Here is a 25122-nt window from a genome sequence, read left to right as displayed (position 1 = left end):
CGCCGGTCCGCCCCCATCGACCGGCGCTCCTCCGGGACCGCCCCGGCCATCGGATTCGGGTTCCGTGGCCGGGGCGGACTCATCACGTCTGGATCCGGATCCGCCGTCACGTCCGTGTGCGGCTCAGTAGACGTCGCGCACGTACCGCTTCGCGCGACGCATGTCGGCCAGGTACGCCTGCGCGTCGTCCTCGCCGCGCGCGCGTCCGGTCCGGATGACCTGGAGCAGCGCGGCCTCGACGTCCTTCGCCATGCGTGAGGCGTCCCCGCACACGTACACGTGGCCGCCGTCCTCGAGCCAGTCGAAGAGCTCCGCCGAGCGCTCGAGCATCCGTGTCTGCACGTAGACCTTCTCGGCCTGGTCGCGCGAGAACGCCAGGTCGAGGCGGTCGAGCACGCCCTGTTCCTGCAGCTCGGTGAGCTCGTCCTGGTACACGAAGTCGGTGTCCCGGTGCTGGTCACCGAAGAACAGCCAGTTGCGCCCCGTCGCCCCGGACACCGCGCGCTCGTGCAGGAACCCGCGGAACGGCGCGACACCGGTGCCCGGTCCGATCATGATCATCGGGGCCGACTCGTCCGCCGGCACCCCGAACGACGCGTTCGGCTGCAGGTAGACGTCGACCGTGCCGTCCGGGTCGACCCGGTCGGCCAGGAACGTCGACGCGACTCCCGCGTACATCCGGTGCGGGTCGCCGTAGCGCACCGACGCGATGGTCAGGTGGATGCGGTCCGGGTGCGCCAGCGGGCTCGACGAGATCGAGTACTGTCGCGCCTGCAGCGGCCGCAGGTTCGGCAGCAGCTCGTCGAGTCCCGGGGCGGCCGGGCCGGCGTCGCGGAGCAGGTCGAGGACGTCGCGTCCCCAGAGCCAGCGGTCGAGCTCGTGCTTGTCGCCGTGCGCCACGACGGCCGCGAGCTCGCTCGACGGCGCGCGCTGCACCAGGTCGGCGATGAGGTCCTTCGAGGGCGTCCGGATCTCACGGTCGGCCCGCAGGACCTCGGTGATCGGCCGGCCGTCGAACGCTTCGCCGCCGTTCGCGCCGACCTGCTCGAGCAGGTCCGCCACGAAGACCTCGTCGTTGACCGGCACGACCGCCAGGGCGTCGCCGGCCGCGTACTCGATGCCCGAGTCGCCGAGGTCGAACTCGTAGTGCCGGATCTCCTTCGCGCTGCGCGGCGAGGAGAGCAGCCGGTTCTCGACCAGGCGCGACGGGTACGGGTTGCGCTTGTTCCACTGCGACCCCGGCCGGGAGGCACGACTCGCGCCCGTCCCGCCGGTCGCGCCGGCACCGTCGCCGGCACCACCGCCCGTGGTCGCGCCGGGAGTGGCCGTCGCGCCGGCCTCGGCGGCGAGGCGGTCGAGGACCGCCGCGGTCCACAGCGCGGCCGGGTCCTCGAAGTCGACGTCGCAGTCGACGCGGTCGTGGATCCTGGTCGCGCCGAGCTGCTCGAACCGGGTGTCGAGGAGCTTGCCGGCCTGGCAGAACTCGTCGTAGCTCGTGTCGCCGAGGCCCAGTACGGCGTACTGCAGCCCCTCGAGCCGCGGCACGGTGCTCGCCTGGACCGCGTCCCAGAACAGCCCGGCGTTGTCGGGCATCTCGCCCTCGCCGTAGGTCGAGGTGACGACGAGCACGTGCGACATCTCGGCGAGCTGCTCGGGGGTGACGGCGTCGAGCGCACTGGCGCGACCGCCGAGTCCGCGGGCCTTCGCGCCGGCGACGAGCTCGTCGGCCAGGAACTCGGCGTTGCCGGTCTGGGTGCCGAAGAGCACGTCGATCGTCGTCGTGGGCGCGCTGGCCGCGACCTTCTTGCCGGCGGCGGCGATGCCCGCGATGAACCCGGCGAGCCAGGACTCCTGGGCGGCCGAGAACGGTGCGTCGACGGGGATCAGCGACCCGGTCGGGGGGAGCAGGCTCACGCGGTCACCGCCTCGGTCGGCGCCTGCGGTGCACGGCGGGCGATGTCCTCGAGCGCCGCGGTGGCGAGTAGCTCGTCGAAGCGGGCCTCGCGGACGCGGCCGTCGTTCTTGGCGTTCTGGTGCATGATCCACCCCGTGGTGCCCGGCGCGTCCATGCTGCGGTTGTTCCGCTGCGTGAGCGCGCGCTTGTAGTCGTCGAGCCGCTTGATCGCGATGAGCGTGGCGAGCTGGTCGTCGGCGAACCGGTCGAGCGTGCCGCGCAGGTACTTCACGACGCGCTGCTTGACGGAGAAGTCCTCGGTGAGCACGAGGTTCTTGACGGCCTCGGCGACCCGCGGGTCGGCGGCGCCGAGCGCACCCGGGACGCGCTCGAGGGCGACGTCCTGGGCGACTCCGAGCACCGTGTACGACGACAGCAGCGAGAACATGTCCTCGCCCTGGTCGCCGAGCGCCGGGGCACGGCCGTCGAGCACCGTGCGCTGGTCGCGGTAGTCGAGCTTGAACGCGCGGAGCTTGTCGGTGGCGATCGAGGTCGCGAGCTCGTCGAGGAGCTCTGGACGGGTCGCCGCCGCGAGGATCTCGCCGGCGTCCTGTGTGAGCAGCAGGGCGCGGGGCATGCCGACGTACACGTGTGCGCGGGCGGTGCCCCACTCGGCGAGCAGCCGCTCGGCCAGGGCCGAACCGGTCGCCTCGAGGTGCCACTCGAGCAGCAGACGGGCGGCGGCCTCGTGGAACGCACCGCGCTCGGTGTCGGTGACCGGGAACACCAGGAGCGAGTCCGTGCTGGCACGCTCGGCGACCTGGCCGGAAGGGTCGTACTGGTACAGGAACCCGCCGGACATGCCGTTGCCGAGGCCCTTGCCGAACGCACCGAGGTTGAACACGGCGCCGCCGGTCATGTACTCGCAGCCGAAGTCGCCGAGGCCCTCGACGACGGCGGTCGCACCGGAGTTGCGGACGGCGAACCGGTCGCCGGCCTCGCCCTCGACGAAGGTGCGCCCACCGGTCGCCCCGAACAGCGCGAAGTTGCCGACCAGCACGTTGCCGCCCTGTTCTGCACTCCCGCCACCGGGGGCGCGGACGATGATCCGTCCGCCGCTCTGGCTCTTGCCGACGCCGTCGTTCGCGGTGCCGGTGTGCTCGAGCACGACGCCGTCGTTGTTGAAGACGCCGTAGGACTGCCCGGCCGAGCCCTGCGTGCGGATCGTGACCGCGCCGTCCACCAGCCGGCGGCGTCCGCGGTCGTCCGTCGTCACGGCGGGCAGGCCCTGTACGTCCTCGGCGCCGAGCTCGTGGTTGAGCAGGCGCTCGAGGTCGATGCCGAGCTGGCCACCGACCGACTTGTCGGCGTTGCCGAGCAGCACGCCGTGCACGAGCACGTGCTCCTGGGCGTGGTCGACGAGGGCGGTGCGGACGCGCTCGAGCAGGGCGTCGTCGGTGTGGAAGTCCTTCTCCAGGTACTCCGGGTCCGCGACGACCTTCTCGGGCACCTGGGCGAGCAGGGCACGGGCGTCGAGCCGGCCGACGCTCGCCGGGTGGTCCAGGAGCTGCAGCAGGTCGGTCCGGCCGCGGGCCTCGCGCAGGGAGCGCAGGCCGAGCCGGGCCAGGATCTGCCGCACGTCGTGGGCGATGTTGAGCAGGTACTGCGCGAGCGCCCGGGGGTCGCCCTCGAACGCCTCGGCGTTCGTGGTCAGGCCCGCCGGGCACTTCACGTTGCAGTTCTTCGCCATCACGCAGCCGAGCATCATGAGCGCGGTCGTGCCGAACTCGAAGCTGTCGCCGCCGAGCAGGGCGCTCGTGACGACGTCGCTGCCGGTCTGGTGCGCACCCGAGCAGCGGAGCGTGACCTTCTGGCGCAGGCCGTTCGCGACCAGGGCCTGGTGCACCTCGGCGACGCCGATCTCCGCGGAGCGGCCGGCGTACTTCAGGCTGGTGACGGCCGCGGCGCCGGTGCCGCCGGTGTTGCCCGCGACGTTGATCACGTCGGCGCCGGCCTTCGCGACGCCGACCGCGATGGTGCCGATGCCCTCGGACGAGACGAGCTTCACGATCACCCGGACGCGGGCGGCCTTGCAGTCGTGGATGAGCTGCGCGAGGTCCTCGATCGAGTAGGTGTCGTGGTGCGGCGGCGGCGAGATCAGCTCGACGCCGGGCGTGCCACCACGGGCCGCGGCGATGTCCACCGTGACCTTGGGTGCGGGCAGCTGACCACCCTCGCCGGGCTTCGCGCCCTGGCCGATCTTGATCTCGAGCTCCTCGAGCATGGGGTCGGCGAGGTACCCGGCCCAGATGCCGAACCGGCCCGAGGCGAACTGCTTGATGCGCGAGCCGCGGATGGTGCCGTAGCGGGAGTGGTGCTCGCCGCCCTCACCGCTGTTCGACATGCCGCCGACCATGTTCGTGCCGTGTGCGACGGCCTCGTGGGCGGTGGCGACGAGCGCGCCGTGGCTCATCGCGCCGGACGCCAGGGTCCGGGTGATCTCGTGGGCCGGCTGCACCTCGTCGAGCTCGACGCTCGCCGGGGCGCTCTGCAGCAGTGCGAGCAGGGCGACGGCCGCACCGGTGGCGCGGAGCGTCACCCCGCTGTCGTCGACGGCGTCGACGTCGATCTGCCCCGGGTGGAGCAGCGCGAGGCCGTCCGCCAGGGCCGCGTGGCGCAGTGCACCCGTGGTCCCCGTCGACGTGAGCTCCAGGCGGAACCGCTCGGTGCCTCCCGGCAGGTCCTGGTCGTCCGACGGACGCGAGCCGGAGAGCCCGCGAACGGTGACGCTGGCGTTGCCGCTCGTCGAGAAGCGGCCGAGCTCGCGCGCGAAGTCCTCGGCAGTGTCGATGCCGGTGACGTCCGCGGGCAGCGCGAGCACGTCGCGGAGCGCGGCGGGACGGCGGGACCGCTCGTCGTGGGTCGTCTGCAGGAACGTGACGTAGCCCGGCGTGATGCGGTGCGCGTCGATCTCGGCGTCGCTCAGCCGGTCGTACCCGGTGTTCCGGTACGCGGCGTCGGTGATGCCGAACGAGTCGTCGAGCTGGCCGAGCGTGAGCAGGCGCAGCGCGTCCGAGTCGCCGGAGCGTTCGAAGGCCGGACGCTCCTCGGTCATGCCGCCGAACCCGCGGACGCTCGCGACGCCGAACGAGTGGCCGGCGCCGTCGGAGCGTTCCTTGAACAGGCCGAGCAGCGGGACCTGGCCCTCGGACGCCACCGAGCGGGCACGCTCGTGCCAGTCCGTCGCCGCCTGGGCGATGCGCGCGAAGCCGACGCCGCCGACCGGGGCCTGCATGTGCGGGAAGATCCGCGCCAGCACGTCGTCGCCGGTGTCGAGGTAGTTCGGCTCGAAGAACTCGCCGCCGATGTAGCTCTCGGCCGTGCACAGGCCGACGCGGCCCATGGTCTTCGCCAGGGCCTTCTCGGCGGCCTTGCGGAACTGCTTGAGTGCCAGGTCGGTCGCGGTCAGCTCGCCGGCGGGTGCGGGTGCGGCGGGGTACTTCTCCTCCGCACGCAGCCGAGCGCTCAAGCTGTACACAGCGGCGGCGCCGAAGCCCAGCGCGGTCGCGACGTGGTGTGACGATGGCAGCTGACCGCTCTCCGCGACGACGGACACCCGCAGGCGCAGACCGGTCTCGATGAGTCGCTGGTTGACGGCGGCCACGGCCAGGATCACGGGGAGGGGCGCATGGGTCGACGACACCTCGCGGTCGGTGACGACCGCGATCCCGCCACCGCGCGCCGCGAACGCCTCGATCGCGTCGCACAGCGCATCCAACGCGCCGCGCATCGCGTCGGCGTTGGCCTGCTCGTCGGCGGGCACCGGCACGTAGAGCATGTCGAAACGCTCGAGCGGCACGATGTCCTGCTCGCGCAGGCGCACCATGTCGAGGTGCCCGAGGATCGGCGACTGCACGACGAGCTGACGCCCCGTGGTGCCCGTGCCGTCCGGCTTCGCGCCGAGTGCCACGCGCATCGACATCCCGTCGGCCTCGCGGATCGAGTCGAGCGGCGGGTTCGTCACCTGGGCGAAGCGCTGCGAGAAGTACTTCGCCATGCCGCCCTCGGTGTCGCTCAGGGCGTTGATCGCGTTGCCGTAGCCCATCGCCGAGATGCGCTCCGACCCGTTCTGCAGCATCGGGTCGAGCATGAACCGGAAGCTCTCCTGGTTCAGCGAGTACGCCACGTACCGACCCGCGAGCGACAGGTCGCCGTCGTAGCCCAGGGTGGACGTCGTGCGCTCGTAGTCCGGGGCGGGCACGTCGTCCAGGTTCACGCGGGCGGCGTCGAGCAGGGTGCCGTAGTCACGGCGGGCCGCGAGCATGTGCAGCACCTCACCCGTGCGCATCCGGGTGCCGGTGCGGTGGTCGACGACGAGCATGCCGCCGGCCTCGATGCGGCCGCGGTGCACGACCTCGTCGGCGTCGAACTCGACCTGGCCGGCCTCGGACGACACCATCAGGTACTCGGCCGTCTCGACGGTGCGCAGCGGGCGCAGGCCCAGGCGGTCCAGGCGGGCGCCGACGACGTCGCCGTCGCTGAAGATCACGGCGGCGGGACCGTCGTTCTTCTCCTCGTACAGCGAGAAGTACTCGAGCATGTCCCGGACGTCCGGAGTCAGGGTACGGTCGTTCTCCCACGCCGGCGGCATGAGCGAGACCACGGCCTCGACGATCTCGAGCCCGTCGTCGAACACGCGGCTCTGCAGGGTCTGGTCGAGTCGGCTCGAGTCCGACTGCCCGGGCGGACGCACGATGCTCCGGGTGCGGGCCCGCGCGAGCGCCTCGTCCGACAGCCGGTTCTTGCGGTCGGTGTTCAGCTCGCCGTTGTGCGCCATCAGGCGGAACGGCTGCGCCATCGTCGGGTGCGGCTCGGTGTTCGTGGAGAACCGGGTGTGGAAGTACAGCGTCCGCACCGAGTGCCGGGGGTCGCGCAGGTCGGTGAAGTACCCGATCACCTCGCCGGAGTTCAGCCGGCCCTTCAGGATCTGGGTCCGGGCGCTGAGCGACAGCGGGTACAGGGCGGCGTGCTCGGCGCGCTCGGCGGCTGCCTGGGCGTAGGAGACCGCCTCGATGGCGAGCAGGGCGCGGTTCGCGGCGGCGTCGACCTCGGTGCGGTCCCAGTCGGACGGAGCACGGAAGACCCACTGCACGATCGGCAGCTGGTACTGCTCGGCCTCGGGGCGCGCGACGGAGTGGTCCACCGGGACGTCACGCACCAGCAGCAGCTCGAACCCCTCGGCCGTGATGGCGTCCGTGACGGTCTGCTCGGCACGGGCGCGCTCGTCGGTGCCGTCCGCTCCGTCGCCGCTCGGCACGAAGCAGTTCGCGACGCCGAAGTGCCCGGCGCGCAGCTGCTCGCCGGTGATGGCGCTGAAGAACTCCACCGACAGGTCGATGCTGACGCCCGCGCCGTCACCGACACCCTCGGCGGACTTGCCGCCGCGGTGCGGGATGGAGCACAGCGCTTCGTCGCCCTTGCGGATGACGTCGTGGCTCGGCGTCCCGTCGAGACGGGTGATGAAACCGACGCCGCAATCGCTCGATTCGCGGGCAGGGTCGTAGAGACCGAAAGAGGTGGGGTTCACGTGCGGGTCCAGTGGGGCGTTGCCGGCAGCGGACGGCGCGGGCTGCATCGATGGAGCGCTCGCCGCGGGCAGACCGATGGTGGCAGTCGGGCCCTGTGGGGTGGTGGTGCGGTAGGGCGATGCTACGGCTTGGTATACCGACCGTGCAACACGGGTGGCGTGGGGTGTGACGGTGTCGCACCGTGCGGGTCTGTTCGGCTGGTGCGAGGTTGCACGCTCGGTGCGAGTTCGTAGCGCTGCACGGAGCGTGCAACCTGGCACGGGATGGCCGACGCCGCACGGTGCGGCGTGCCGCGGGCGCCGTGCAACCCTGCACCGGGTGGGTAACCCGGCACGGTGTCAGGAAGCGCGGTCGCCGGTGCGCTCGGGGGCCGCGATCGATTCGGTGACCGCCGTGCTGGCGTCGGCCGCCGGGGTGGTGCCGGGGCGGATGAGCTCCGGGCGTCGGCGACCACGGAACACCCACGCCTTGAACAACACGAACCGCACGCCGGTCGCAACCAGGTTGGCTGCCGTCAGCACCGCGATCTCCGCACCGTGCGAGGCTCCCGGCACCGACGCGTGCAACACCACGAGCGACCCCGACGTGATGGCCCAGGCGATGCCGAACACGACCAGACCCTGCACGTGGTGCCGACCGGCTCCCGCGCGGCCCCGCACCCCGAACGTGAACCGCCGGTTCAGTGCGGTGTTGCCGATCGCCGTGACCAGCAGCGCGAGGAAGTCCGCGGTCTGGGCGCCGATCGCCGGCCGGAACAGGGCGTACAGGACAGCGAACGCCAGGGTCGAGAGCACCCCGATCGCCCCGAACCGCAGGACCTGCCCCAGGAACCCCACGCTCGGTGGGGTGAACGGCTGCCGACCGATCGCCGCGTAGACCGTGCTGATCGGCACACGCCCGGTGGCGATGTTCCTCGACACCCGCCACATGCCCTTCAAGTCCTCGGTCGCGGTCGACGCGATGTGCACCGAGGAGTTGACGTCGTCGACCCAGTCCACGGGGACCTCGTGGATGCGGAGTCCCGCGTGCTCGGCCAGCACGAGCAGCTCGGTGTCGAAGAACCACGCATCGTCCTCGCACAACGGCAGCAGGTGGTCGGCGGCGGCCTTCGTGACCGCCTTGAACCCGCACTGCGCGTCCGAGAACGACACCCCCATCGTCGTCCGGAGCAGCAGGTTGTACGAGCGCGAGATGAACTCTCGCTTGCTGCCGCGCACCACGCGCGACGAACCGGCCAGCCGGGTGCCGATCGCCAGGTCCGAGTGCCCCGACAGCAGGGGTGCCACGAGGGGTTCGAGCGCGGCGAGGTCGGTGGACAGGTCCTCGTCCACGTAGACGAGCACGGCCGCCGGCGATGCCGCCCAGACCTCCTTGAGCGCGCGGCCCCGGCCCTTCTCGGGCAGGTGCACCGCATGCACGCCGGGGAGCATCGCAGCGAGGTCGTCGGCGATCCGGGCGGTGTCGTCGCTCGAGGCGTTGTCCGCGATCGTGATGCGCCACGAGTGGTGCAACGTCCGGCAGAAGGCGTGGAGCCGTCGCACGTGGGCGGCGAGCGTGTCCTGCTCGTTGTAGCAGGGGACGACGATGTCGATGTCGAGGGGCTGGTTCGTCTCCGTCATGGCGCTCATGCTCGGCAGCGGGGCTACGGGGGCCGAGGCAGGGCGCTGTGGCCCGGGTAAGAACGAACACCACGTGAACGCAGCGGACACGACACCTGTTGTCCGGATACGTTCGACGCACGATGACGACCGAGCGCGACGACGCACGACGGACGGCAGTGCTGCTCCCCGGGGAGCGGCTGGGGCTGGCGCTCGACGAGCGGTGCCCGGAGTTCACGGAGCTGCTGCTCGCGCCACCGTTGCACGGCATCCGACCCGACGGGCACGACTGGCTCCGGCGTCGGTACGAGCAGATCGTCCCGCTCGTGCTCCCTGCGGCACTGCGCGCGGTCGAGCGTGGGGAGCCGCTCGACCCGGAGTGCCTGGTCCGGCTCCGCGAGGTCGCAGCCGCCAGCGCCGACGACCCGCAGGTCGACGTCTCGGTCGTGCTCCGCGGCGCCCTGCCCGCGATCCGTGTCTTCGCCCTCGTCATGCACACGGCCACCCGCGAGCACGCGACGACGATCGACCACGCCGGCCGGACGATGCTCGCGATGAGCCGGGCATCACTCGTGGCGCACGAACTCGGCTCGTGCTGGGCGGAGGCCTGGGCGCAGCACCGCGGAGAGGCATCGGCGGACGCGACGACAGCACTCGGCACCGACGACATCGACCTGGTGGCGTCGGCGCCCGGATTGGACGAGACCGAGGAACGGATGCTGGCGCTCGCCGCCCGTGGGCTGTCGAACGACGCCATCGCCAAGGAGACCGCCTACAGCCGACAGGCCGTTGCCTGGCACCTCGGCCGGCTGATGAAGTCCTGGAACGCGCCGAACCGGACGGCGCTGGTGTCGGTCGCCTTCGTCCGGGGCTGGATCCGGTCTCGGAGGGACTTCAGGCTGGCTGCACGCAACCGGCCCTCGGCGATCGAAGCGGCGCGGACGCAGGGCGACGCCCCCTGAGACCGAGGTCCCAGGGGGCGTCGCCGACGAACGGAGGAGTCAGCCGCCGTTGACGTGGATGACGTTGTCGATGCGCTCGATGTTGCCGAACACACCCCAGTTCAGCCAGCCGCCGTCACCGTTGTTGGTGACCTTGCCGGGGCCCTTGAACCAGTAGATGACGTAGTTGCCACCCTTGATGTCGATCGACTGGGCGTCCGCGACGTCGCCCTCGACGGTGATGTCCTGGTTCTTGTTGACCACGGCGACGGTGAGGCGGTCGGGGTTGCCTGCGTTCCAGTAGCCGACGTCGAGCGCCGCCTGCACGGCACCGCCACGATCGCTCTGGTCGTTGACGGCGTCCTTGATCGCGTCGACGATCGCGACCGGGTCGAGGTTGACGTTGACGTTGCCGCCGACGGACGACGAGGTGCTGGGCGGCGCGGGCTCGGCGGCCTGCGCGGGGGCTGCGACGAACGCCCCGGCGATGACGGCGCCACCGAGGGCGGTGCCGGCGAGGAGCTTCACGGACTTGCGCTTGAACGAGTTCATGATCGTGTTTCCCATCTCTGCAGTGGTGACCCGTTCGGGTCGTCTTGCTCGGACAGGACCCAGCCTGCGTGCGCTCCGACGCGGATGCACGCGATGGGACTCGACGTTGGTCGATCGTCTGACGATCCGGACGACGGCCGATCGCCGTGCCATCGTCTGCCGGTCCTGGCGTGTGACATGGCACGGTGGTAGCGTGATCGTGCTCGTTGCGTTGAGCTTCGAGAAGTGGACCCGAGACCCATCCGGACGGTTGGGCGCTCGGGTTCTGCGCGTTTCAGGCGTCGATCACGGTGATCTCCGGTGGACAACGACGTCTCCAGTCGCCGCCCTTCGCCCACGCCCACCCGACTGCATCCGGCAGTGCCAGGAGCGGCTCGTGTGCAGCCGTCTCGTGGCGGTGGACCAGACGGGCGCCACCCGAGTCCCGCGTCGCCTCGACGATCCACTGTCGGTCCTTGCGGATGAGTGTCTCGTCCCGTTCGAAGCACACGCTGACGCGCGGGGTCGCTGTCGTCACCACCGCGTCCCCACGGCGTACCACTCTACATATCAGTGACGCTCTCGGTCAGCGGGGCAGCAGGATCTGCACGATCGCGACGACCACGAGCGCCGCGATCGGGACGCCCGCGATCCAGGCGCCCGCCCGCATCTGTGTCCGGCGGATCGTGGGCGGTGCGTGCGAGGAGCGCGCGAACTCGGTCGCGGCCACGAGCTCCGGCGCCGCGGCGGGCGGTGCGGGTTCGGGCTGGGGGCGGTCGTCCTCGAAGGCCGGGACCTCGACCACCAGGTCGGCGGGGTCGGGTCGGCCCGGGAGCTTGTCGTACGCGTTCGTCACGGGGCCTCCTCGTCCGGCGTTCTCCGACCAGTATGCGACCCGGACGGCACTCGGTGAGCAGGAGATGTCGAGTGCGGTCGCGGCACCCGACGTCTTCTGCTCACGAAGCGCCCGAGGCCGGCAGGTCCACGGTGAACGCGGTCCGCCCGGGCTCGGACGCGACCCGCACGCTGCCGCCGTGCGCCACGACCACGGCCCGCACGATCGCGAGCCCGAGGCCGCTCGTGCCGTGCTCCCGTGAGCGCGAGGCCTCACCCCGGGTGAACCGGTCGAACAGGGTCGGCAGGGACTCGGCGGGGATCGGCGGCCCGTCGTTCGCCACGACGAAGCGGACGACGGCACCGTCAGACGCAGACGCAGACGCAGACGCAGGCGCAAGCGCCGACCCCGACCCCGACCCGGGCACCGATTGCAACGACACCACGACCGCAGTCCCGGGCGGCGTGTGCGTCCGGGCGTTGGTCAACAGGTTCGTGACCACCCGTCGGAGCTGCACCTCGTCACCGGCCACGAGCACCGGCTGGTCGTCCACGATCTGCAGCGTCCATCGGTGGTCCGGCGCCGTCGCGCGGGCGTCCATCGTGGCGTCGACGACGAGCGACGTCAGGTCGACCGGTTCGCGGACGACCTGCGACGCCGGCGCCCCCGACGCCAGGGCCGAGGCGTCGAGCCGTGCGAGCAGCAGCAGCTCGTCGACGAGGTCGCCCATCCGGACGGCCTCACGTCCGATCCGTTCGACGTTGCGGTGCACGGCGTCCAGGTCCGAGGTCCGCTCCGACAGCTCGGCGTACGCCCGGACGGTGGCGATCGGGGTCCGCAGCTCGTGGGAGGCGTCGGCGACGAACGTCCGCATGCCGGCCTCGGCGTCACGACGCACGGTGAGCGCCCGGGCGACGTGACCGAGCAGCCGGTTCAGCGCGTTGCCGACCTGCGCGACCTCGCGGTTCGCGCGCAGGTCGGAGTCGGAGACTCGGACGGGGATGTCCGGGTCCCCGCGCTCCAGGTCGAGTGCGGTCACGCCGGACGCCACCGCGGCGACGCGTTCGAGCGGACGGAGCGATCGACGGACGAGCACCGTGAGCGCCCACGCGGCGACGGCGAGCCCGAGCACAGTGACGACCCCGATGACGAGCAGCAACCGGGCGATCGCGGCGTCGAGGTCACCGAGGGGGAGCGCGGTGGCGAATACGTCGCCGTCGTCGCTGACCGCCTGCGCCCGGTAGTCCCCGAGCGCGCCGAGTTCGACCGTCACGGGGTCGCCGCCGGTCTGCACCGCGGCGAGCGTCCGCTGCTGCGCCGCGGTCAGGCGGCGCTGGTCACCGTCCCCGTCGGTGTAGCCACCGAGCACCACATCGTCATCACGGACGATGGCGATGACCGTGCCCGCCGACTGCCCCGGCGCACCGATGAAGGCGTTGTCGGGATCCGGCAGATCATCCGAGTCCGACGACGACGACGACGACGACGAGGACGAGGACGAGGACGACGACCCCGGCGGCGGCCCGGAGGCCCCGGGCGGCGGTTCGGCCCCGTCCCGTCCGCCGACGGTCCGCATCGCCGCCGTCGACAGCTCCGCGTCGAGCCGGTCGACCAGGTACCCCCGGAACGCGACGACGGTCACCGCCCCCACGACGACGTTCGTCGCCACGAGCAGCAGGGCCACGGCCGCCACGATCCGCCAGCGCAACGACGGCACACGCCCGGTGCGCCCGGGCCGGCTCACGTCGCCGGCCGGAGCACGTACCCCGCCCCACGGACGGTCTGCAGCATCGGCTCACGTCCGGCGTCGAGCTTCTTCCGCAGGTACGACACGTACATGTCCACCAGGTTCGACGACGTGCCGAAGTCCATGCCCCAGACGCTCGCCAGCAGCTGCTCGCGGGACAGCACCCGGTTGGCGTTCCGGGCCAGGTGCCGCAGCAGCTCGTACTCGGTCGGCGTGAGCTCGATCGGGTCACCGGCACGGCTGACCGAGCGGGCGTCCTCGTCGAGCCGGAGGTCCCCGACCACGACCTCGGCGCTCGCCCCGGCCGCAGCGACCCGGGCCGAGGTGCGCGCCAGGATCCGCGCACGGACGAGCAGCTCCTCGATGCCGAAGGGCTTGGTCAGGTAGTCGTCGCCGCCGCCGGTCAGCCCGGCGAGCCGGTCCTCGGGGGCGTCGCGTGCGGTGAGGAACAGCACCCGCACGCCGTCGCGGGCGTCGCGGAGCCGTTCGAGCACCTCGAACCCGTCGATGTCCGGCAGCATCACGTCGAGCACGATCACGTCGGGCTGGAACTCCCGGGCCGCGAACAGCACGTCGCGCCCGCGGTGCACCGACCGCACGGCCCAGCCGTCGCCCGCGAACGCCAGGGCGACGGCCTCGGCCAGGGCGTGCTCGTCGTCGACGACGAGGGCGCGGACGGGGGAGCCGTCGGTGCGCTGCAGCGGGGTGCCGGGCATGTCCCGGAGCCTATCCACCGCGCCCTCGTCGCCGGTCACTCCGTGCTGCTCAGGTCGTAGACGGTCTGGCCGCCGACGGTCGTCGACTCGTAGTTCGCTGCGACCCACTCCTGGATCGCCGACGCGGTCGACGAGCCGCCGCCCATGCCGCCGCCGGAGCCGGACGACACGTAGTACCCGATGTCGCCGTCGGCGACGTAGGCCTTGAACTGCGCGAGCGTCGGTGCCGGGTCGCTCGACCAGCCGCCGATCGCCATCACGGCGGTGTCGGTGTCGAGTTCGAGCTGCGCGGCCGACTGCGATCCGTTGACCGCGGCCGCCCACTTCGCGTCGGATGCCTCGAGCAGCTCCTGCAGGGCGGACGAGGTCGACGCACCCTCGCCACCACCCCCGGCCTGGAGGCTCGTCCCCGACCCACCCTCGGAGGTCGCGTCGTCCGTGCCGTCCTGCCCACTGCCCGGTGCCGTACCGGACGTGCCGTCCGGCATCTCCGGCGCCTCGCCGGAGGCGCCCTCCGGCGGGGTCCCGCCGGGACCCTGCTGGGAGTCGGACGTGCTGTCGGAGCCGCCGTCGTCGGAGCCGGAGGTCGACCCACCCGGTCCGCCCGTGCCTCCCGGGAAGCCACCGGTGCCGCCGCCCATCCCACCGGAGCTGCTGCCCGCCGGACCGACGCTCGGGATCGAACCGGAGTGCGCGACGGTCGTCGTGGCGAGGGCGTAGGCGGTGGTGCCGGACAGGCCGAACAGGGTGCCGGCGAGGACGCCGACCGTGACGAGTCGGCGCAGCGACGGCACGCTGCCGATGACGATCAGTGCCGCGGACAGCAGCCCGCCGGCGAGCATCACCCAGCGCAGCCACGGCAGCCAGGTCGGGTTCTCGTTGAGCAGGCACCAGCCCCAGAACGCGGTGACACCGATCATCGCAGCGAGGCCGAGGCGGCCGACGAAGCGGGCTCGTGCGTGCCAGAGCAGGGCGCCGCCGGTACCGACGAGTCCGGCGATGGCCGGGGCGAGGGCGACCGTGTAGTACGGGTGGATCGTGCCCGACATGTACGAGAACACGAGTCCGGTGACCAGGAGCCAGCCACCCCAGAGGACCAGTCCGGCGCGTGCGGGATCGGCCAGGTGCCGACGACCGACGACGACCAGCCCGACGACCAGGGCGATGAGCGCCGCGGGCAGGAGCCACGAGATCTCGAGCCCCATCTCGGACGAGAACAGGCGGTTCAGGCCGGTCGAGCCGCCGAACGAGCCTCCGGCGGTGCCGCCGGTCGTGCCGCCGCCTCCGCCGCCGTTGCCCGAACCGCCGAAGATCCGGCCGAGGCCGTTGTAGCCGAACACCAGGTCGAGCACGGTGTTGTTCGTCGAACCGCCGATGTACGGACGGGACTCGGCGGGCCAGAGCCACACGGCGACGACCCACCAGCCCGCGGCCACCACGAGGGAACCGGCGGCGACGAGCAGACCGATCACCCGTCGGCCCCAGCCGGTGTGGGCGGCGAACAGGTAGACGAGGCCGAAGGCGGGCAGGACGAGCAGGCCCTGCAGCATCTTCGTCAGGAACGCGAACCCGAGGGCGACCCCGGCGAGCGCGATCCACTTCCAGCTGCCCTTCGGCAGCGCCCGCACCGTGCAGTACGCCCCGGCGGTCATCAGTAGGACGAGCAGGGCGTCCGGGTTGTCGAAGCGGAACATCAGCGCCGCCGCCGGGGTCGCTGCCACGACGAAGCCCGCGAGCAGCGCGCCGACGTTCGCGGTGGTGGCACCGAGTCGGGCCAGGGTGCGGCGGACCGTGCCCCAGACCAGGGCGACGGAACCGACGGCCATCAGCGCCTGGGGGAGCAGCAGGCTGAAGCTCGAGAAGCCGAACAGCCGGGCCGACAGCACCATCACCCACAGCGACGCGGGTGGTTTGTCGACCGTGATGAAGTTCGACGAGTCGAGGGAGCCGAAGAAGAACGCCTCCCACGACTTCGTGCCGGCCTGCACGGCGGCGGCGTAGAAGCTGTTGGCGTACCCGGAGACGCTGAGGTCCCACAGGTAGACCACGGCGGTCACGGCCAGGAGCGCCCAGAACGCCGGCCGGAGCCAGCGGGCGTCCTCGCGCTCGCCGAGGAACAGCCGGGCGAGGGGCGGGCGGCGCCGATCCCGCGCGGCACTGCGCGCGGGGTCGCGTCGGTCGGTCACGGGTATCGGGTACGTGGTCATGTCGATGAGCATCCGGGGCGTTCCCCGACTGCTGCACTGCGCCGGCTATGTGCGGGCTAAGGACGCACGGTGCGCGGTTGGCCGGCGGGCGGCGGCGCGGCGCACGGTGCGCTGTTGTTCGGTCCGTGCGGCGTCGCCTGCTCGGTGCGCGGTTGTAGCGCTGCACGGTGCGGGCAACCCCGCACGGGTTGAGCGAGGCCGCACGGTGCGGCGATGACACCGGGGCGGGCAACCCCGCACGGGGTGAGCGAGGCAGCACGGTGCGGCGCCGGCACCGGGGCGGGCAACCCCGCACGGGTTGAGCGAGGCCGCACGGTGCGGCGCCGGCACCGGGGCGGGCAACTTTGCACGGGGTGAGCGAGGTCGCACGGTGCGAGGGGTCAGGCGTACCGCTGCGCTGCTCGGAGTGCGGCCCCGGTGTACGAGCCGCCGAACAGGAACACGTGCAGCAGCAGCGGCGCGAGCTGGTGGAGTTCGACGCGCTCCTGCCAGCCGTCGGCCAGCCGTGACTCCCGGTCGTAGGCGGCGAGCACCGTCTCGAGCCGGGGCAGCCCGAACAGCCCGAGCAGTGCCAGGTCGGTCTCCGCGTGCCCGCCGTGCGCGATCGGGTCGATGAGCACGGCGCCGGTTGGTTCGGACGAGTCCGTCGGCCAGAGGACGTTGCCAGCCCACAGGTCGCCGTGCAGGCGAGCGGGTCGGTCTCCGACGAGCGCGGGCTGGGGCGACCCGAGCGTGCCGTCCTGCACGCGTGCGGCGACCCGCTCGAACACGGCGGCCTCGGCGTGGTCGAACCCACCGGCGTCGACGATGCGGCGGACGAAGTCGCGGATGCGGTACTCGGCGAAGAACTCGCCCCAGGTCGCCGGTGCCTGCTCGGCCGTGACGAACGGCGTGCGCGAGCGGCCCATCCGCAGCGCCGCACCGCGGGTCCAGCCGGCTGGCGGCGCACCCCAGTGGTCGGCACCGGCGGCGTGGGTGTGTGCGAGGGACCGGCCGAACCGCTCGGCCTGGGCGGCGGTGGGGGAGCCGTCGGAGATCAGCTCGAGGTCGAGCACGGTCGGGGTCGGGCGCCCGAGCACGCGGGCGATGCGGGTGCCTCCGGTGTCCTCGGCCTCGGCGAGCCAGGCGAGTCCGGCGGCTTCGGCTGCCGCTTCGTCCGCGGTGGTGAACGTCTTCACGTGCGTCTCGGCCATCGGTCCATCCTGCCGAGGGGGCACCGTCGACCGTTCAGCCGACGATCACCCGGTCACCCGGCGGACCGGTTACCCGGCGGACCGGATACCCGGCGCCCCGGTCACCCGGTCACGCGGTCGGCTCTCCCCGCCGGGCCGCGTGCACGACGAGTGCGAGCTGCACCCGGTTCTCGACGCCGAACTTCTCGTACACGTGCCCGACGTGCGTCTTCACGGTGGCCAGGCCCACGTACAGGTCGGCGGCGATCTGCGCGTTGGATGCCCCGTTCGCCACGGCGAGTGCGACCTCCCGCTCCCGCTCGGTCAGCAGGGCGAGCAGCCGGCGTGCCTCGGTGTCGTCCGCAGCGGCATCGACCGGTGGCCCTGCCGGTGCGCCGCCCGGACCACCGGCCGCCTGGCGCGAGCGGGATCCGGCCGCGAACGCGATGACCCGGTCGAGCACGGACGGGGACAGGATCGAGCGCCCGGCCGCGACGGTCCGCACGGCCTGCACGAGTTCGTGCGGCGGGGTGTCCTTCAGCAGGAACCCGCGGGCGCCGGCCTGCAGCGCTCCGAGCACGAGGTCGTCCCCCTCGAAGGTCGTCAGCACCAGGACGGCCAGGTCGGGTCGTCGGCGCAGTTCGCGTTCGGTGGCGACGAGTCCGTCGCACCGGGGCATCCGGATGTCCATGAGCACGACGTCGGGAGAGGTCGACGCGATGACGCCCTCGGCTTCGAGCCCGTCGCCCGCCTCGCCCACGACCACCAGGCCGTCGTCGCCGCTGAGGAGCATGCGGAGCCCGACGCGCACGAGCTGGTCGTCGTCGACCAGGACGACGCGGACGGGAGCGGTCACGGGGTCCACGGCAGCACCGCCTCGACCACGTGCACACGTCCGTCGCTGCCGGCGCGGAAGCTCCCGCCGACGAGCCGGGCGCGTTCGGCGAGCCCGCGCAGGCCGTGCCCGGCCGTGTGCCCGGAGGCGTCCGCGGGCGCAGGTCCGTCGGTCAGCGTGTTCGACACCGCCACCCGGATCGCCGGGCCGGGGACGGTCTCGACGACGACGTCGACGGGCGCTCCGGGGGCGTGCCTGCGGGCGTTCGTCAGTGACTCCTGCACGATCCGGTAGGCGTGTCGCCCGACGGCGGTCGGGACCGCCGTGCCGTCGGTGTCGACGCGCGCCCGGACGGCCGCACCGCCGGAACGCGCCTGGTCGAGCAGGCCGGGCAGGTCGACGAGCGTCGGCTGCGGAGGCGCGGTGCCGGTCACCTCGTCGCCGCCGGTCGCCGCGGGGTCGCGCAACACCCCGAGGACGTCGCGCAGGTCGGTGAGCGCGGAGTGCGCCTCGGCCCGCACGACCCCGGCCGCCGCGGCGGTCTCGTCAGGGGTGAGTCCCGGGCCGCGGTACTCGAGCGCACCGGCGTGCAGCGCGACCAGGGACAGCCGGTGGCCCAGGACGTCGTGCATCTCGCGGGCGATGTGGGCGCGCTCCTGCTCGCGGGCACGGTCCTCGCGCAGCTGCTGGTCGCGTTCGAGCAGGGCCGCGCGCTCGCGCAGCGACAGCAGCAGTGCCCGGCGCTGCCCGATCCCGATGCCGATCGCGACGAGCAGGGCGATGCCGACCAGGCCGACGAGCATGATCTGCCAGAGCGGCATGTCATCCGCGGGGGGCGCGAGGACGACGTCGTAGAGCAGTGTGGCGCCGAGCATCACCGCGCCGGCGACGGCGAGCTCGACCGCCCGGCGCCGGGTCGCGAGTGAGACGAGGGAGAGCCCGGCAGCCCCGACGGCCAGGGTCGACACCGAGCTGAGGGCAGCGATGACGACCGTGATCAACAGCGGTGCCCGGTGCCGGAACGGCAGGAGGACGAGCGCGGCCAGACCGGCTCCCAGATCGCCGAGGATCAGCGCGCCGAGGTGCAGGTCGCTCCAACCGTGGGTGTCCATCGTGGGCCACACCAGGGCAGCGGTGAGCAGTCCGGTCAGGGCCGCGACGGCGACACGCCAGGTCTGGGACCACACACGCTGCCCGAGCGGCACGGCGGGGAGCGCGGTCGAGGTCATGCCCCGAGCCTAGGGAGGCGTCGGGACGAGCGGATCCGCCGAAGGTCGGAGGTCGGAGGTCGGAGGTCGGGGCTCGGAGGTGCCCCGAGTCTCAGACCGCGTCCACCAGCGCCCGCGCCAGCGGGTGCCACGCACGGGACGACGGCCCGCTCAGCACCAGGGTCCGTTCGAGCCGCCGGGCCATCGGGATCATCACGAGGTCGGGCGGCAGCATCCCGCGGCCCAGGGTCGGCACGATCGAGACGCCCTCGCCCCGCTGGATCATCCCGAACATCGTGCTCATCTCCCGCACACGGTGGGCGTAGCGGAACGGGCGGCCGTCGAGCTCGTGCAGCTTCTGGACCTGGTACTCGCAGCCACCGCCGCCCGCCACCAGGCCGTCCTCGTGCAGGTCGTCGAGGGTGAGTGCGGGCAGTTCGGCGAGGGGGTGGTCGCGGCGGATCACGGCGGCCATCTCGTCCCGCGCCACGACCACGCCACCGTCGGGCACGGGCGACGGGTCGACGAGCACGGCGGCGTCGACGGTGCCGGCCTCGAGCCACTCCGGCATCTCGTCGTCGTCGCCCTCGTAGACCTGCACGTCGACGTCCGGCAGGGTCACCGCCCACAGCTCGCGGAGCCGCGGCAGCAGGCCCTGGCAGACGGTGGGGACGGCGGCGAGGCGCACGGTGCCGCGCGCCGTGGCGGGCCGGACCACCGCCTCCAGGGCTTCGACCGAGGCGAGCACGCTGCGGGCGTGGGCCAGCAGGCGGTCGCCCAGCGGCGTGGCGGCGGCGACCGCGCCACGGCGCACCACCGGGCCGCCGACCTCGCGTTCGAGCCCGGCGACGGCGTGGGACACCGCGGACTGCCCGACGCCCAGTGCGGTGGCCGCCGCGGTGAAGGACCCGGCGTCGAGCGTGGCGACGAACGCGCGCAGTTGCTGGACCGAGACGGTCATGCGTCCTCCTCATGTCTGCATGAGCGCCATGCGTTTGCCGCATGTCACCCGGTGGTCCGACACTAGGCCACGTGAACGCCCTCCTCTACGCCCTCGTCGCACTGACCTGGGGCTCGAGCTTCCTCTTCGCGAAGATCGGGCTCGACGGTCTCGCCCCGCAGCAGGTCGCCACCGTGCGGACCGTCCTCGGTGGGGTGACGCTCGTCGTGGTGCTCCTGGCGACCCGCCGGCGCTGGCCCCGGGAACCGCGGACCTGGGCGCACCTGGCGGTCGTCGCGGTGTTCCTCAACGCGGTGCCGTCGTCCCTGATGGCATGGGCTGAGCAGACGGTGCCGTCCGGGCTCGCGAGCATCTACAACGCGACGACGCCGATCATGACGCTGGCCGCGCTCGCGGTGCTCGTGCCGTCCGAACGGCTCCGCGGACGGCAGGTGCTCGGCATCGTGCTCGGCATCGTCGGGGTGCTCGTGCTGGTCGGCCCGTGGGACGTCCTGACCGACCCGGAGGTCCTGGCGAGCGTGCCGGGGCAGGTCGCGCTGCTCGGCATGACCGCGTCCTACGGCATCGGGCTCGCCTACCTGCGTCGCGTCGCCGTGGCGAGCGCGTACGACCCGGTCACGCTGGCGACGGTCCAGCTGACGCTGGCCTCCGGGATGCTCCTGCTGGTCGCGCCCGTCATCGCGACCGGTCCGGTGCAGCTGGACGGGAGGATCGTGGCCGCGATGATCGCGCTCGGTTGCGTCGGCACGGGGCTGGCCTACGCCTGGAACACGCGGCTCGTGCAGGCGTGGGGCGCCGGTCGCGCCTCCACCGTCACGTACCTGACGCCGGTGGTCGGGGTGGCGCTCGGTGTGCTCGTGCTGGGGGAGCGGGTGCGGTGGAACGAGCCCGTCGGCGGGCTCGTCGTCCTGCTCGGGATCGCCCTGGCGTCCGGGGTGCTCGTGCGCCGGCGGGAACCTGCGGCGTCCGCAGCCTGACCGGTCCGCCGGGCCGAGCCTGCCTGACCGGTCCGCCGGGCCGAGCTTGTCTGACCGGTCCACCGGGTCGGGCCGTAGGATCGGCGGTGACGACGACGAGGTCGTCGACGAAGACGGAGACCGGCATGCACGACACCCACACCACCCGCGCGACCGCGTCCGTCGCAGCCATCCTCGCCGAATCGGCGGCACGCTACCCGGACGACGTCGCCGTCATCGTGGGCGACGTCCGCACCACCTACGCCGAGCTGTGGGCGCAGACCCTGGCCTACGCCGGGGCACTCCGCGCGCGGGGCGTGACCGAGGGGGCGAAGGTGGCGATGCTCGTGCCGAACGTCGCGGACTTCCCCCGCGTCTACTACGCCACGCTCGCCCTCGGCGCGGTGGCAGTGCCCGTGCACGCGCTGCTGAAGCGCCGCGAGATCGAGTACGTCCTGCGCGACAGCGGCGCGACGCTGCTCGTCTGTGCTGCCCCGCTGCTCGGCGAGGGCGCCGCCGGTGCCGAGCTCGCCGGGGTCGACGTCGTGACCGTGCTCGCGCCCGCGACGACCGACGACGGGTCCGCGGCCGGCCCCGACCGGCTCGAGGCCCTGGCCGCGCAGAGCGAACCGCTCGACACCTACGTGCCGCGGCACCCGTTCGACACCGCCACGATCCTGTACACGAGCGGCACCACCGGCCAGCCCAAGGGTGCCGAGGGCTCGCACTTCGCGCTGCTCGAACAGGTCAACACCAACCTGATGACGACGTTCGACATGCACCGCGGGGACGTCCTGCTCGGCGCCCTGCCGCTGTTCCACACGTTCGGGCAGACCTGCACGATGAACACCGGGTTCCGGACCGGCGCGACGCTCGTCATGCTGCCGAAGTTCGACGGTGACACGGCGCTCGCCGCGATGGTCGAGCACGGCTGCGGCATCTTCATGGGCGTCCCGACGATGTACATGGCGCTGCTCGACGCCGCGACCCGGTCCGAGGCCCGTCCGACGCTCCGGTACGCGATCTCCGGCGGGGCCTCGCTCCCGCTGGCGGTGCTCGAGCGGTTCGAGCAGGTCTTCGACGCCCCGATCCACGAGGGGTACGGACTGACCGAGACCTCGCCGGTCGCCACCTTCAACCACGTCGGGCAACCGCCGCGGCCCGGCACCATCGGCACGGCGGTGTGGGGCATCGACGTCGAGATCGCCGACCCCGAGGTCCGCGACGCGATCGTCATGCTGCCGCACGGCGAGATCGGCGAGCTCGTGATCCGCGGCCACAACCTGATGAACGGGTACCTCGACCGGCCCGAGGACACCGCCGAGGCCATCGTCGACGGCTGGTTCCGCACCGGTGACCTCGGCACGAAGGACGACGACGGGTACCTGACGATCGTCGACCGCACCAAGGACATGATCATCCGCAACGGTTACAACGTGTACCCGCGGCAGGTCGAGGAAGTGCTCGCCACCCACCCCGACGTCGCGATGGCCGCGGTGTTCGGGGTGCCGCACGCGGTGCACGGGCAGGAGGTCGAGGCCGCGGTGGTCCTGCACGCCGGCGCGTCCGTCGAGCCGCAGGTCCTGGTCGACTTCGTCGCCGCCGAGATCGCCGCGTACAAGTACCCGCGGGTGGTGCACGTCCTCGACGCGCTGCCGCTCGGCCCCAGCGGCAAGGTGCTCAAGCGTGAACTCGTCGACCGGTTCAGCGTCGAGGTGACGGCGGTTCCGTGATCCGCCCCACGACCGCGCAGGGGCGATCCGTACGCTGACCGGGTGACCGCCAGCCGCACCCCGTCGACCGCGCGTCTGCTGTTCGCGTCGTCCCACCCCGGACCCACGGTCACCGTGACCGTCCTCGCAGCGGTGATCGCCGCCGCCGTCGGGCACCCCGTGTGGCTCGTGGTGCTGGTGGCGCTGACGGTCGTCGCCGGGCAGCTGTCCATCGGGCTGGCGAACGACTGGATCGACGCGGACCGCGACCGGGCCGTCGGGCGGAGCGACAAGCCCGTCGCCCGCGGCCTCATCGCCGTCGGCACCGTCCGTACCGCCGCGTACGCCACCGCCGGGATCGCCGTGGTGCTCTCGCTGTTCCTGGGGCCGGTCGCCGCGGTCGCGCACCTCGTGCTGGTCGCCGCCGGGTGGGCCTACGACGCCGGGCTGAAGCGTTCGGTGTGGTCGGTGGCGCCGTTCGTGGTCGCCTTCGGGCTGCTGCCCGTCGTGTCCGTCGCGGCCGGGCCCGAGGGACAGTGGCCGGAGTGGTGGGCGATCGCCACGGGGGCCGTCTTCGGGATCGCCATCCACTGCACCAACGTGCTGCCCGACCTGGTCGACGACGCCGCCACCGGCGTGCGGGGCTTCCCGCATCGCCTCGGGCTCCGCGGCGCGGGGATCGTCGCGTTCGCCTCGCTCGTCGTCGCTGCAGCGCTGGTGCTCGGCGGACAGGTCCTCGGCGACGACCCGGTGCGGGGCCTCGGCGTCGTGCTCGCGGTCCTCGGTGCCGTCGTGGTGGCCGTGCTCGCCGTCGTCGGCGTCCGGTTGGTGCTCGCAGGACGGGCTTCACGCGCCCTGTTCCGGCTGGTCATCGCGTCGTCCCTCGTGCTCGTCGTCGAGCTCGGCTTCGCGGGCGCGCGACTCGTCGCCTGACGACGGACGTGAGCCGTCAGGCCCAGCGCATCGCGTAGAGCCGGGCCAGGGCGTGCGCGGTGGGGAGTGACAGGGCGGTCCGGAGCAGCGCCTCTCGTCCGGCCGCTGCGACGGGGCCGAGCGGACGGCCGAGGGCCATGTTCACCTCGGCCTGCCGTGCCGCGCGACGAGCGACGGCCTGGCGGCGGGCGGCGTAGCCCGGCCACGGACCGGCGACGCCGGTGCGGACCGCACCCGCGAGGAGCGGCGCCAGCTCGGCGGCGTCGAGCCAACCGAGGTTCATGCCCTGCCCGCCGATCGGGCTGATCTCGTGGGCGGCGTCACCGATGAGCACGACCCGGCCGACGCCCACGCGGTCCGCTGTGCGTCGGCGGACCCCGAAGGTACTCGTCATCGTGCAGGTCGACGGGTCCGGTTCGATCCCGGTGCGTGCGGTGACGATCTCCGCCACGCGAGCCGCGGTGACAGGGTCGGGACTGCCGTCCTGTCCGACACCGACGCCGGCACCGACACCGACGCCGGCACCGACGCCGGCACCGGTGCCGGCACCGGTGCCGGTGCTCGGACTCGGTCCGGCCACGAGCGCCACGTACCGCCGGCGCCCGTCGGGCAGCGGGAAGGACTCGACGACGCCGTCCGGGCCGACGTCGACCAGGGCGGCGGACCGGGCCGACGGGTCCTCCGGGTCGGCGAAGTCCCCCATCACGTAGCGGTCCGGGTAGTCACGTCCGGTCGTGCCGATGCCGAGCAGGTCGCGCACGACGCTCCGGGCACCGTCGGCCCCGACGACGAAGTCCGCGCGGACCGTCACCCTGTTGCCGTCCGGTTCGGTCCCGGTGGCGTCGACGTGGTCGGCGTGCCGGGACAGCGCGGTCAGGGTGGTCCCGGTGCGCAGGGCGGTCGGCGCGCCGGTGTCGAGCCGGTCGCGCAGCAGGGTCTCGGTGCGGTGCTGGTCCAGGGTCGCGACGTACGGGTGGGTCGACGACGCGCGGTCGAACGCCAGGGTGCCGAGGGTGCGGCCGCGGCTCCGGGCGACGCCCGCACGGACCAGGACGGCCGCCGCCAGGACCGGCATGTCGAGGCCGATCACGGCGAAGGCGTCGAGGGCGGGCGCGTGGATCCCGATCGCGCGGGACCCGGTCGGGGGCGCCGATCGGCGTTCCCACACCCGGACCTCGACGCCCCGCCCGGCCAGGAGGGCGGCGAGGAACAGGCCGACGGGACCACCGCCGACGACCAGGACGTCCGTCCGTTCCGAGTGCACGGAGCGAGCCTACGGAGCGAACCG

18 protein-coding genes are annotated in these 25122 nt (G+C 72.8%); 4 read left to right on the top strand and 14 right to left on the bottom strand.

Annotated elements, in window-relative coordinates:
• Window positions 1–123: 123 nt before the first annotated feature.
• From DEJ29_RS14500 to DEJ29_RS14490, 3 genes are all read right to left on the bottom strand, one after another.
• Window positions 124–1914 (bottom strand): sulfite reductase subunit alpha, encoded by a 1791-nt coding sequence (locus DEJ29_RS14500; RefSeq protein WP_111094510.1) that lies wholly within the window; start codon window positions 1912–1914, stop codon window positions 124–126.
• Window positions 1911–7481: a glutamate synthase-related protein gene (locus tag DEJ29_RS14495; protein ID WP_111094548.1), complete on the bottom strand. Its 5571-nt coding sequence runs from the start codon at window positions 7479–7481 to the stop codon at window positions 1911–1913. The genes DEJ29_RS14500 and DEJ29_RS14495 overlap by 4 nt, the downstream gene beginning before the upstream one ends.
• Before the next feature lie 339 nt (window positions 7482–7820).
• Window positions 7821–9110, bottom strand: coding sequence for a bifunctional glycosyltransferase family 2/GtrA family protein (locus tag DEJ29_RS14490; protein WP_111094511.1), 1290 nt, complete (start codon window positions 9108–9110; stop codon window positions 7821–7823).
• A 113-nt stretch (window positions 9111–9223) separates the two neighbouring features.
• Between DEJ29_RS14490 and DEJ29_RS14485 the strand changes: the two genes are divergently transcribed.
• Window positions 9224–10042, top strand: coding sequence for a helix-turn-helix transcriptional regulator (locus DEJ29_RS14485; RefSeq protein WP_111094512.1), 819 nt, complete (start codon window positions 9224–9226; stop codon window positions 10040–10042).
• Between the two features lie 39 nt (window positions 10043–10081).
• Here the strand turns inward: DEJ29_RS14485 and DEJ29_RS14480 are convergent, their stop codons facing one another.
• The 10 genes from DEJ29_RS14480 to DEJ29_RS14435 form a co-directional block, all read right to left on the bottom strand.
• Window positions 10082–10588: a hypothetical protein gene (locus DEJ29_RS14480; protein ID WP_258375908.1), complete on the bottom strand. Its 507-nt coding sequence runs from the start codon at window positions 10586–10588 to the stop codon at window positions 10082–10084.
• A 259-nt stretch (window positions 10589–10847) separates the two neighbouring features.
• Window positions 10848–11090 carry a hypothetical protein gene (locus DEJ29_RS14475; RefSeq protein ID WP_146248300.1) on the bottom strand — a complete coding sequence of 81 codons (243 nt, stop codon included), beginning with the start codon at window positions 11088–11090 and terminating at the stop codon, window positions 10848–10850.
• A gap of 48 nt (window positions 11091–11138) precedes the next feature.
• On the bottom strand, window positions 11139–11408 hold the full coding sequence (locus DEJ29_RS14470) for a hypothetical protein (RefSeq protein WP_071406090.1): 270 nt from the start codon (window positions 11406–11408) through the stop codon (window positions 11139–11141).
• A gap of 100 nt (window positions 11409–11508) precedes the next feature.
• Window positions 11509–13131: a sensor histidine kinase gene (locus tag DEJ29_RS14465; protein WP_146248301.1), complete on the bottom strand. Its 1623-nt coding sequence runs from the start codon at window positions 13129–13131 to the stop codon at window positions 11509–11511.
• Window positions 13128–13850: a response regulator transcription factor gene (locus tag DEJ29_RS14460; RefSeq protein ID WP_111030747.1), complete on the bottom strand. Its 723-nt coding sequence runs from the start codon at window positions 13848–13850 to the stop codon at window positions 13128–13130. The genes DEJ29_RS14465 and DEJ29_RS14460 overlap by 4 nt, the downstream gene beginning before the upstream one ends.
• A 35-nt stretch (window positions 13851–13885) precedes the next feature.
• The gene (locus tag DEJ29_RS14455; RefSeq protein WP_258375909.1) at window positions 13886–16036 is read right to left on the bottom strand and encodes an ArnT family glycosyltransferase; all 2151 of its coding nucleotides are present in this window, start codon (window positions 16034–16036) and stop codon (window positions 13886–13888) included.
• Window positions 16037–16437: 401 nt separating this feature from the next.
• Entirely contained in the window at window positions 16438–17250 is an 813-nt protein-coding gene (locus DEJ29_RS14450) for a fructosamine kinase family protein (protein WP_110864102.1), read from the bottom strand.
• Window positions 17251–17359: 109 nt separating this feature from the next.
• Complete coding sequence (locus DEJ29_RS14445) at window positions 17360–18094, bottom strand: response regulator transcription factor (RefSeq protein WP_111094515.1); 735 nt, start codon at window positions 18092–18094, stop codon at window positions 17360–17362.
• Window positions 18082–19293: a sensor histidine kinase gene (locus tag DEJ29_RS14440; protein ID WP_111094516.1), complete on the bottom strand. Its 1212-nt coding sequence runs from the start codon at window positions 19291–19293 to the stop codon at window positions 18082–18084. The genes DEJ29_RS14445 and DEJ29_RS14440 overlap by 13 nt, the downstream gene beginning before the upstream one ends.
• 91 nt (window positions 19294–19384) lie before the next feature.
• Entirely contained in the window at window positions 19385–20233 is an 849-nt protein-coding gene (locus DEJ29_RS14435) for a LysR family transcriptional regulator (RefSeq protein ID WP_111094517.1), read from the bottom strand.
• A gap of 71 nt (window positions 20234–20304) precedes the next feature.
• Between DEJ29_RS14435 and DEJ29_RS14430 the strand changes: the two genes are divergently transcribed.
• From DEJ29_RS14430 to DEJ29_RS14420, 3 genes are all read left to right on the top strand, one after another.
• On the top strand, window positions 20305–21210 hold the full coding sequence (locus DEJ29_RS14430; RefSeq protein WP_111094518.1) for a DMT family transporter: 906 nt from the start codon (window positions 20305–20307) through the stop codon (window positions 21208–21210).
• Window positions 21211–21335: 125 nt separating this feature from the next.
• Window positions 21336–22922: a long-chain-fatty-acid--CoA ligase gene (locus tag DEJ29_RS14425; RefSeq protein WP_111094551.1), complete on the top strand. Its 1587-nt coding sequence runs from the start codon at window positions 21336–21338 to the stop codon at window positions 22920–22922.
• 42 nt (window positions 22923–22964) lie between these two features.
• Window positions 22965–23834: a UbiA family prenyltransferase gene (locus DEJ29_RS14420; RefSeq protein WP_111094519.1), complete on the top strand. Its 870-nt coding sequence runs from the start codon at window positions 22965–22967 to the stop codon at window positions 23832–23834.
• Window positions 23835–23850: 16 nt separating this feature from the next.
• Here the strand turns inward: DEJ29_RS14420 and DEJ29_RS14415 are convergent, their stop codons facing one another.
• A complete protein-coding gene (locus DEJ29_RS14415; protein WP_111094520.1) occupies window positions 23851–25098 on the bottom strand; it encodes an FAD-dependent oxidoreductase in 1248 nt (415 codons plus the stop codon).
• Window positions 25099–25122 lie beyond the last annotated feature (24 nt).

This window comes from Curtobacterium sp. MCPF17_021 (genome assembly GCF_003234605.2).
Taxonomy (GTDB): domain Bacteria; phylum Actinomycetota; class Actinomycetes; order Actinomycetales; family Microbacteriaceae; genus Curtobacterium; species Curtobacterium flaccumfaciens.
Note: the sequence above shows the minus strand (reverse complement) of the source record. Positions and strands in the feature narration are given on the sequence as shown.

Excerpts from the sequence above, each read along its gene's own strand:
- DEJ29_RS14440 (WP_111094516.1), bottom strand. The coding sequence starts at position 19,293 with ATGACCTCGACCGCGCTCCCCGCCGTGCCGCTCGGGCAGCGTGTGTGG.
- DEJ29_RS14425 (WP_111094551.1), top strand. The coding sequence starts at position 21,336 with ATGCACGACACCCACACCACCCGCGCGACCGCGTCCGTCGCAGCCATC.
- DEJ29_RS14485 (WP_111094512.1), top strand. The coding sequence starts at position 9,224 with ATGACGACCGAGCGCGACGACGCACGACGGACGGCAGTGCTGCTCCCC.
- DEJ29_RS14435 (WP_111094517.1), bottom strand. The coding sequence starts at position 20,233 with ATGACCGTCTCGGTCCAGCAACTGCGCGCGTTCGTCGCCACGCTCGAC.
- DEJ29_RS14450 (WP_110864102.1), bottom strand. The coding sequence starts at position 17,250 with ATGGCCGAGACGCACGTGAAGACGTTCACCACCGCGGACGAAGCGGCA.
- DEJ29_RS14460 (WP_111030747.1), bottom strand. The coding sequence starts at position 13,850 with ATGCCCGGCACCCCGCTGCAGCGCACCGACGGCTCCCCCGTCCGCGCC.
- DEJ29_RS14480 (WP_258375908.1), bottom strand. The coding sequence starts at position 10,588 with ATGGGAAACACGATCATGAACTCGTTCAAGCGCAAGTCCGTGAAGCTC.
- DEJ29_RS14490 (WP_111094511.1), bottom strand. The coding sequence starts at position 9,110 with ATGAGCGCCATGACGGAGACGAACCAGCCCCTCGACATCGACATCGTC.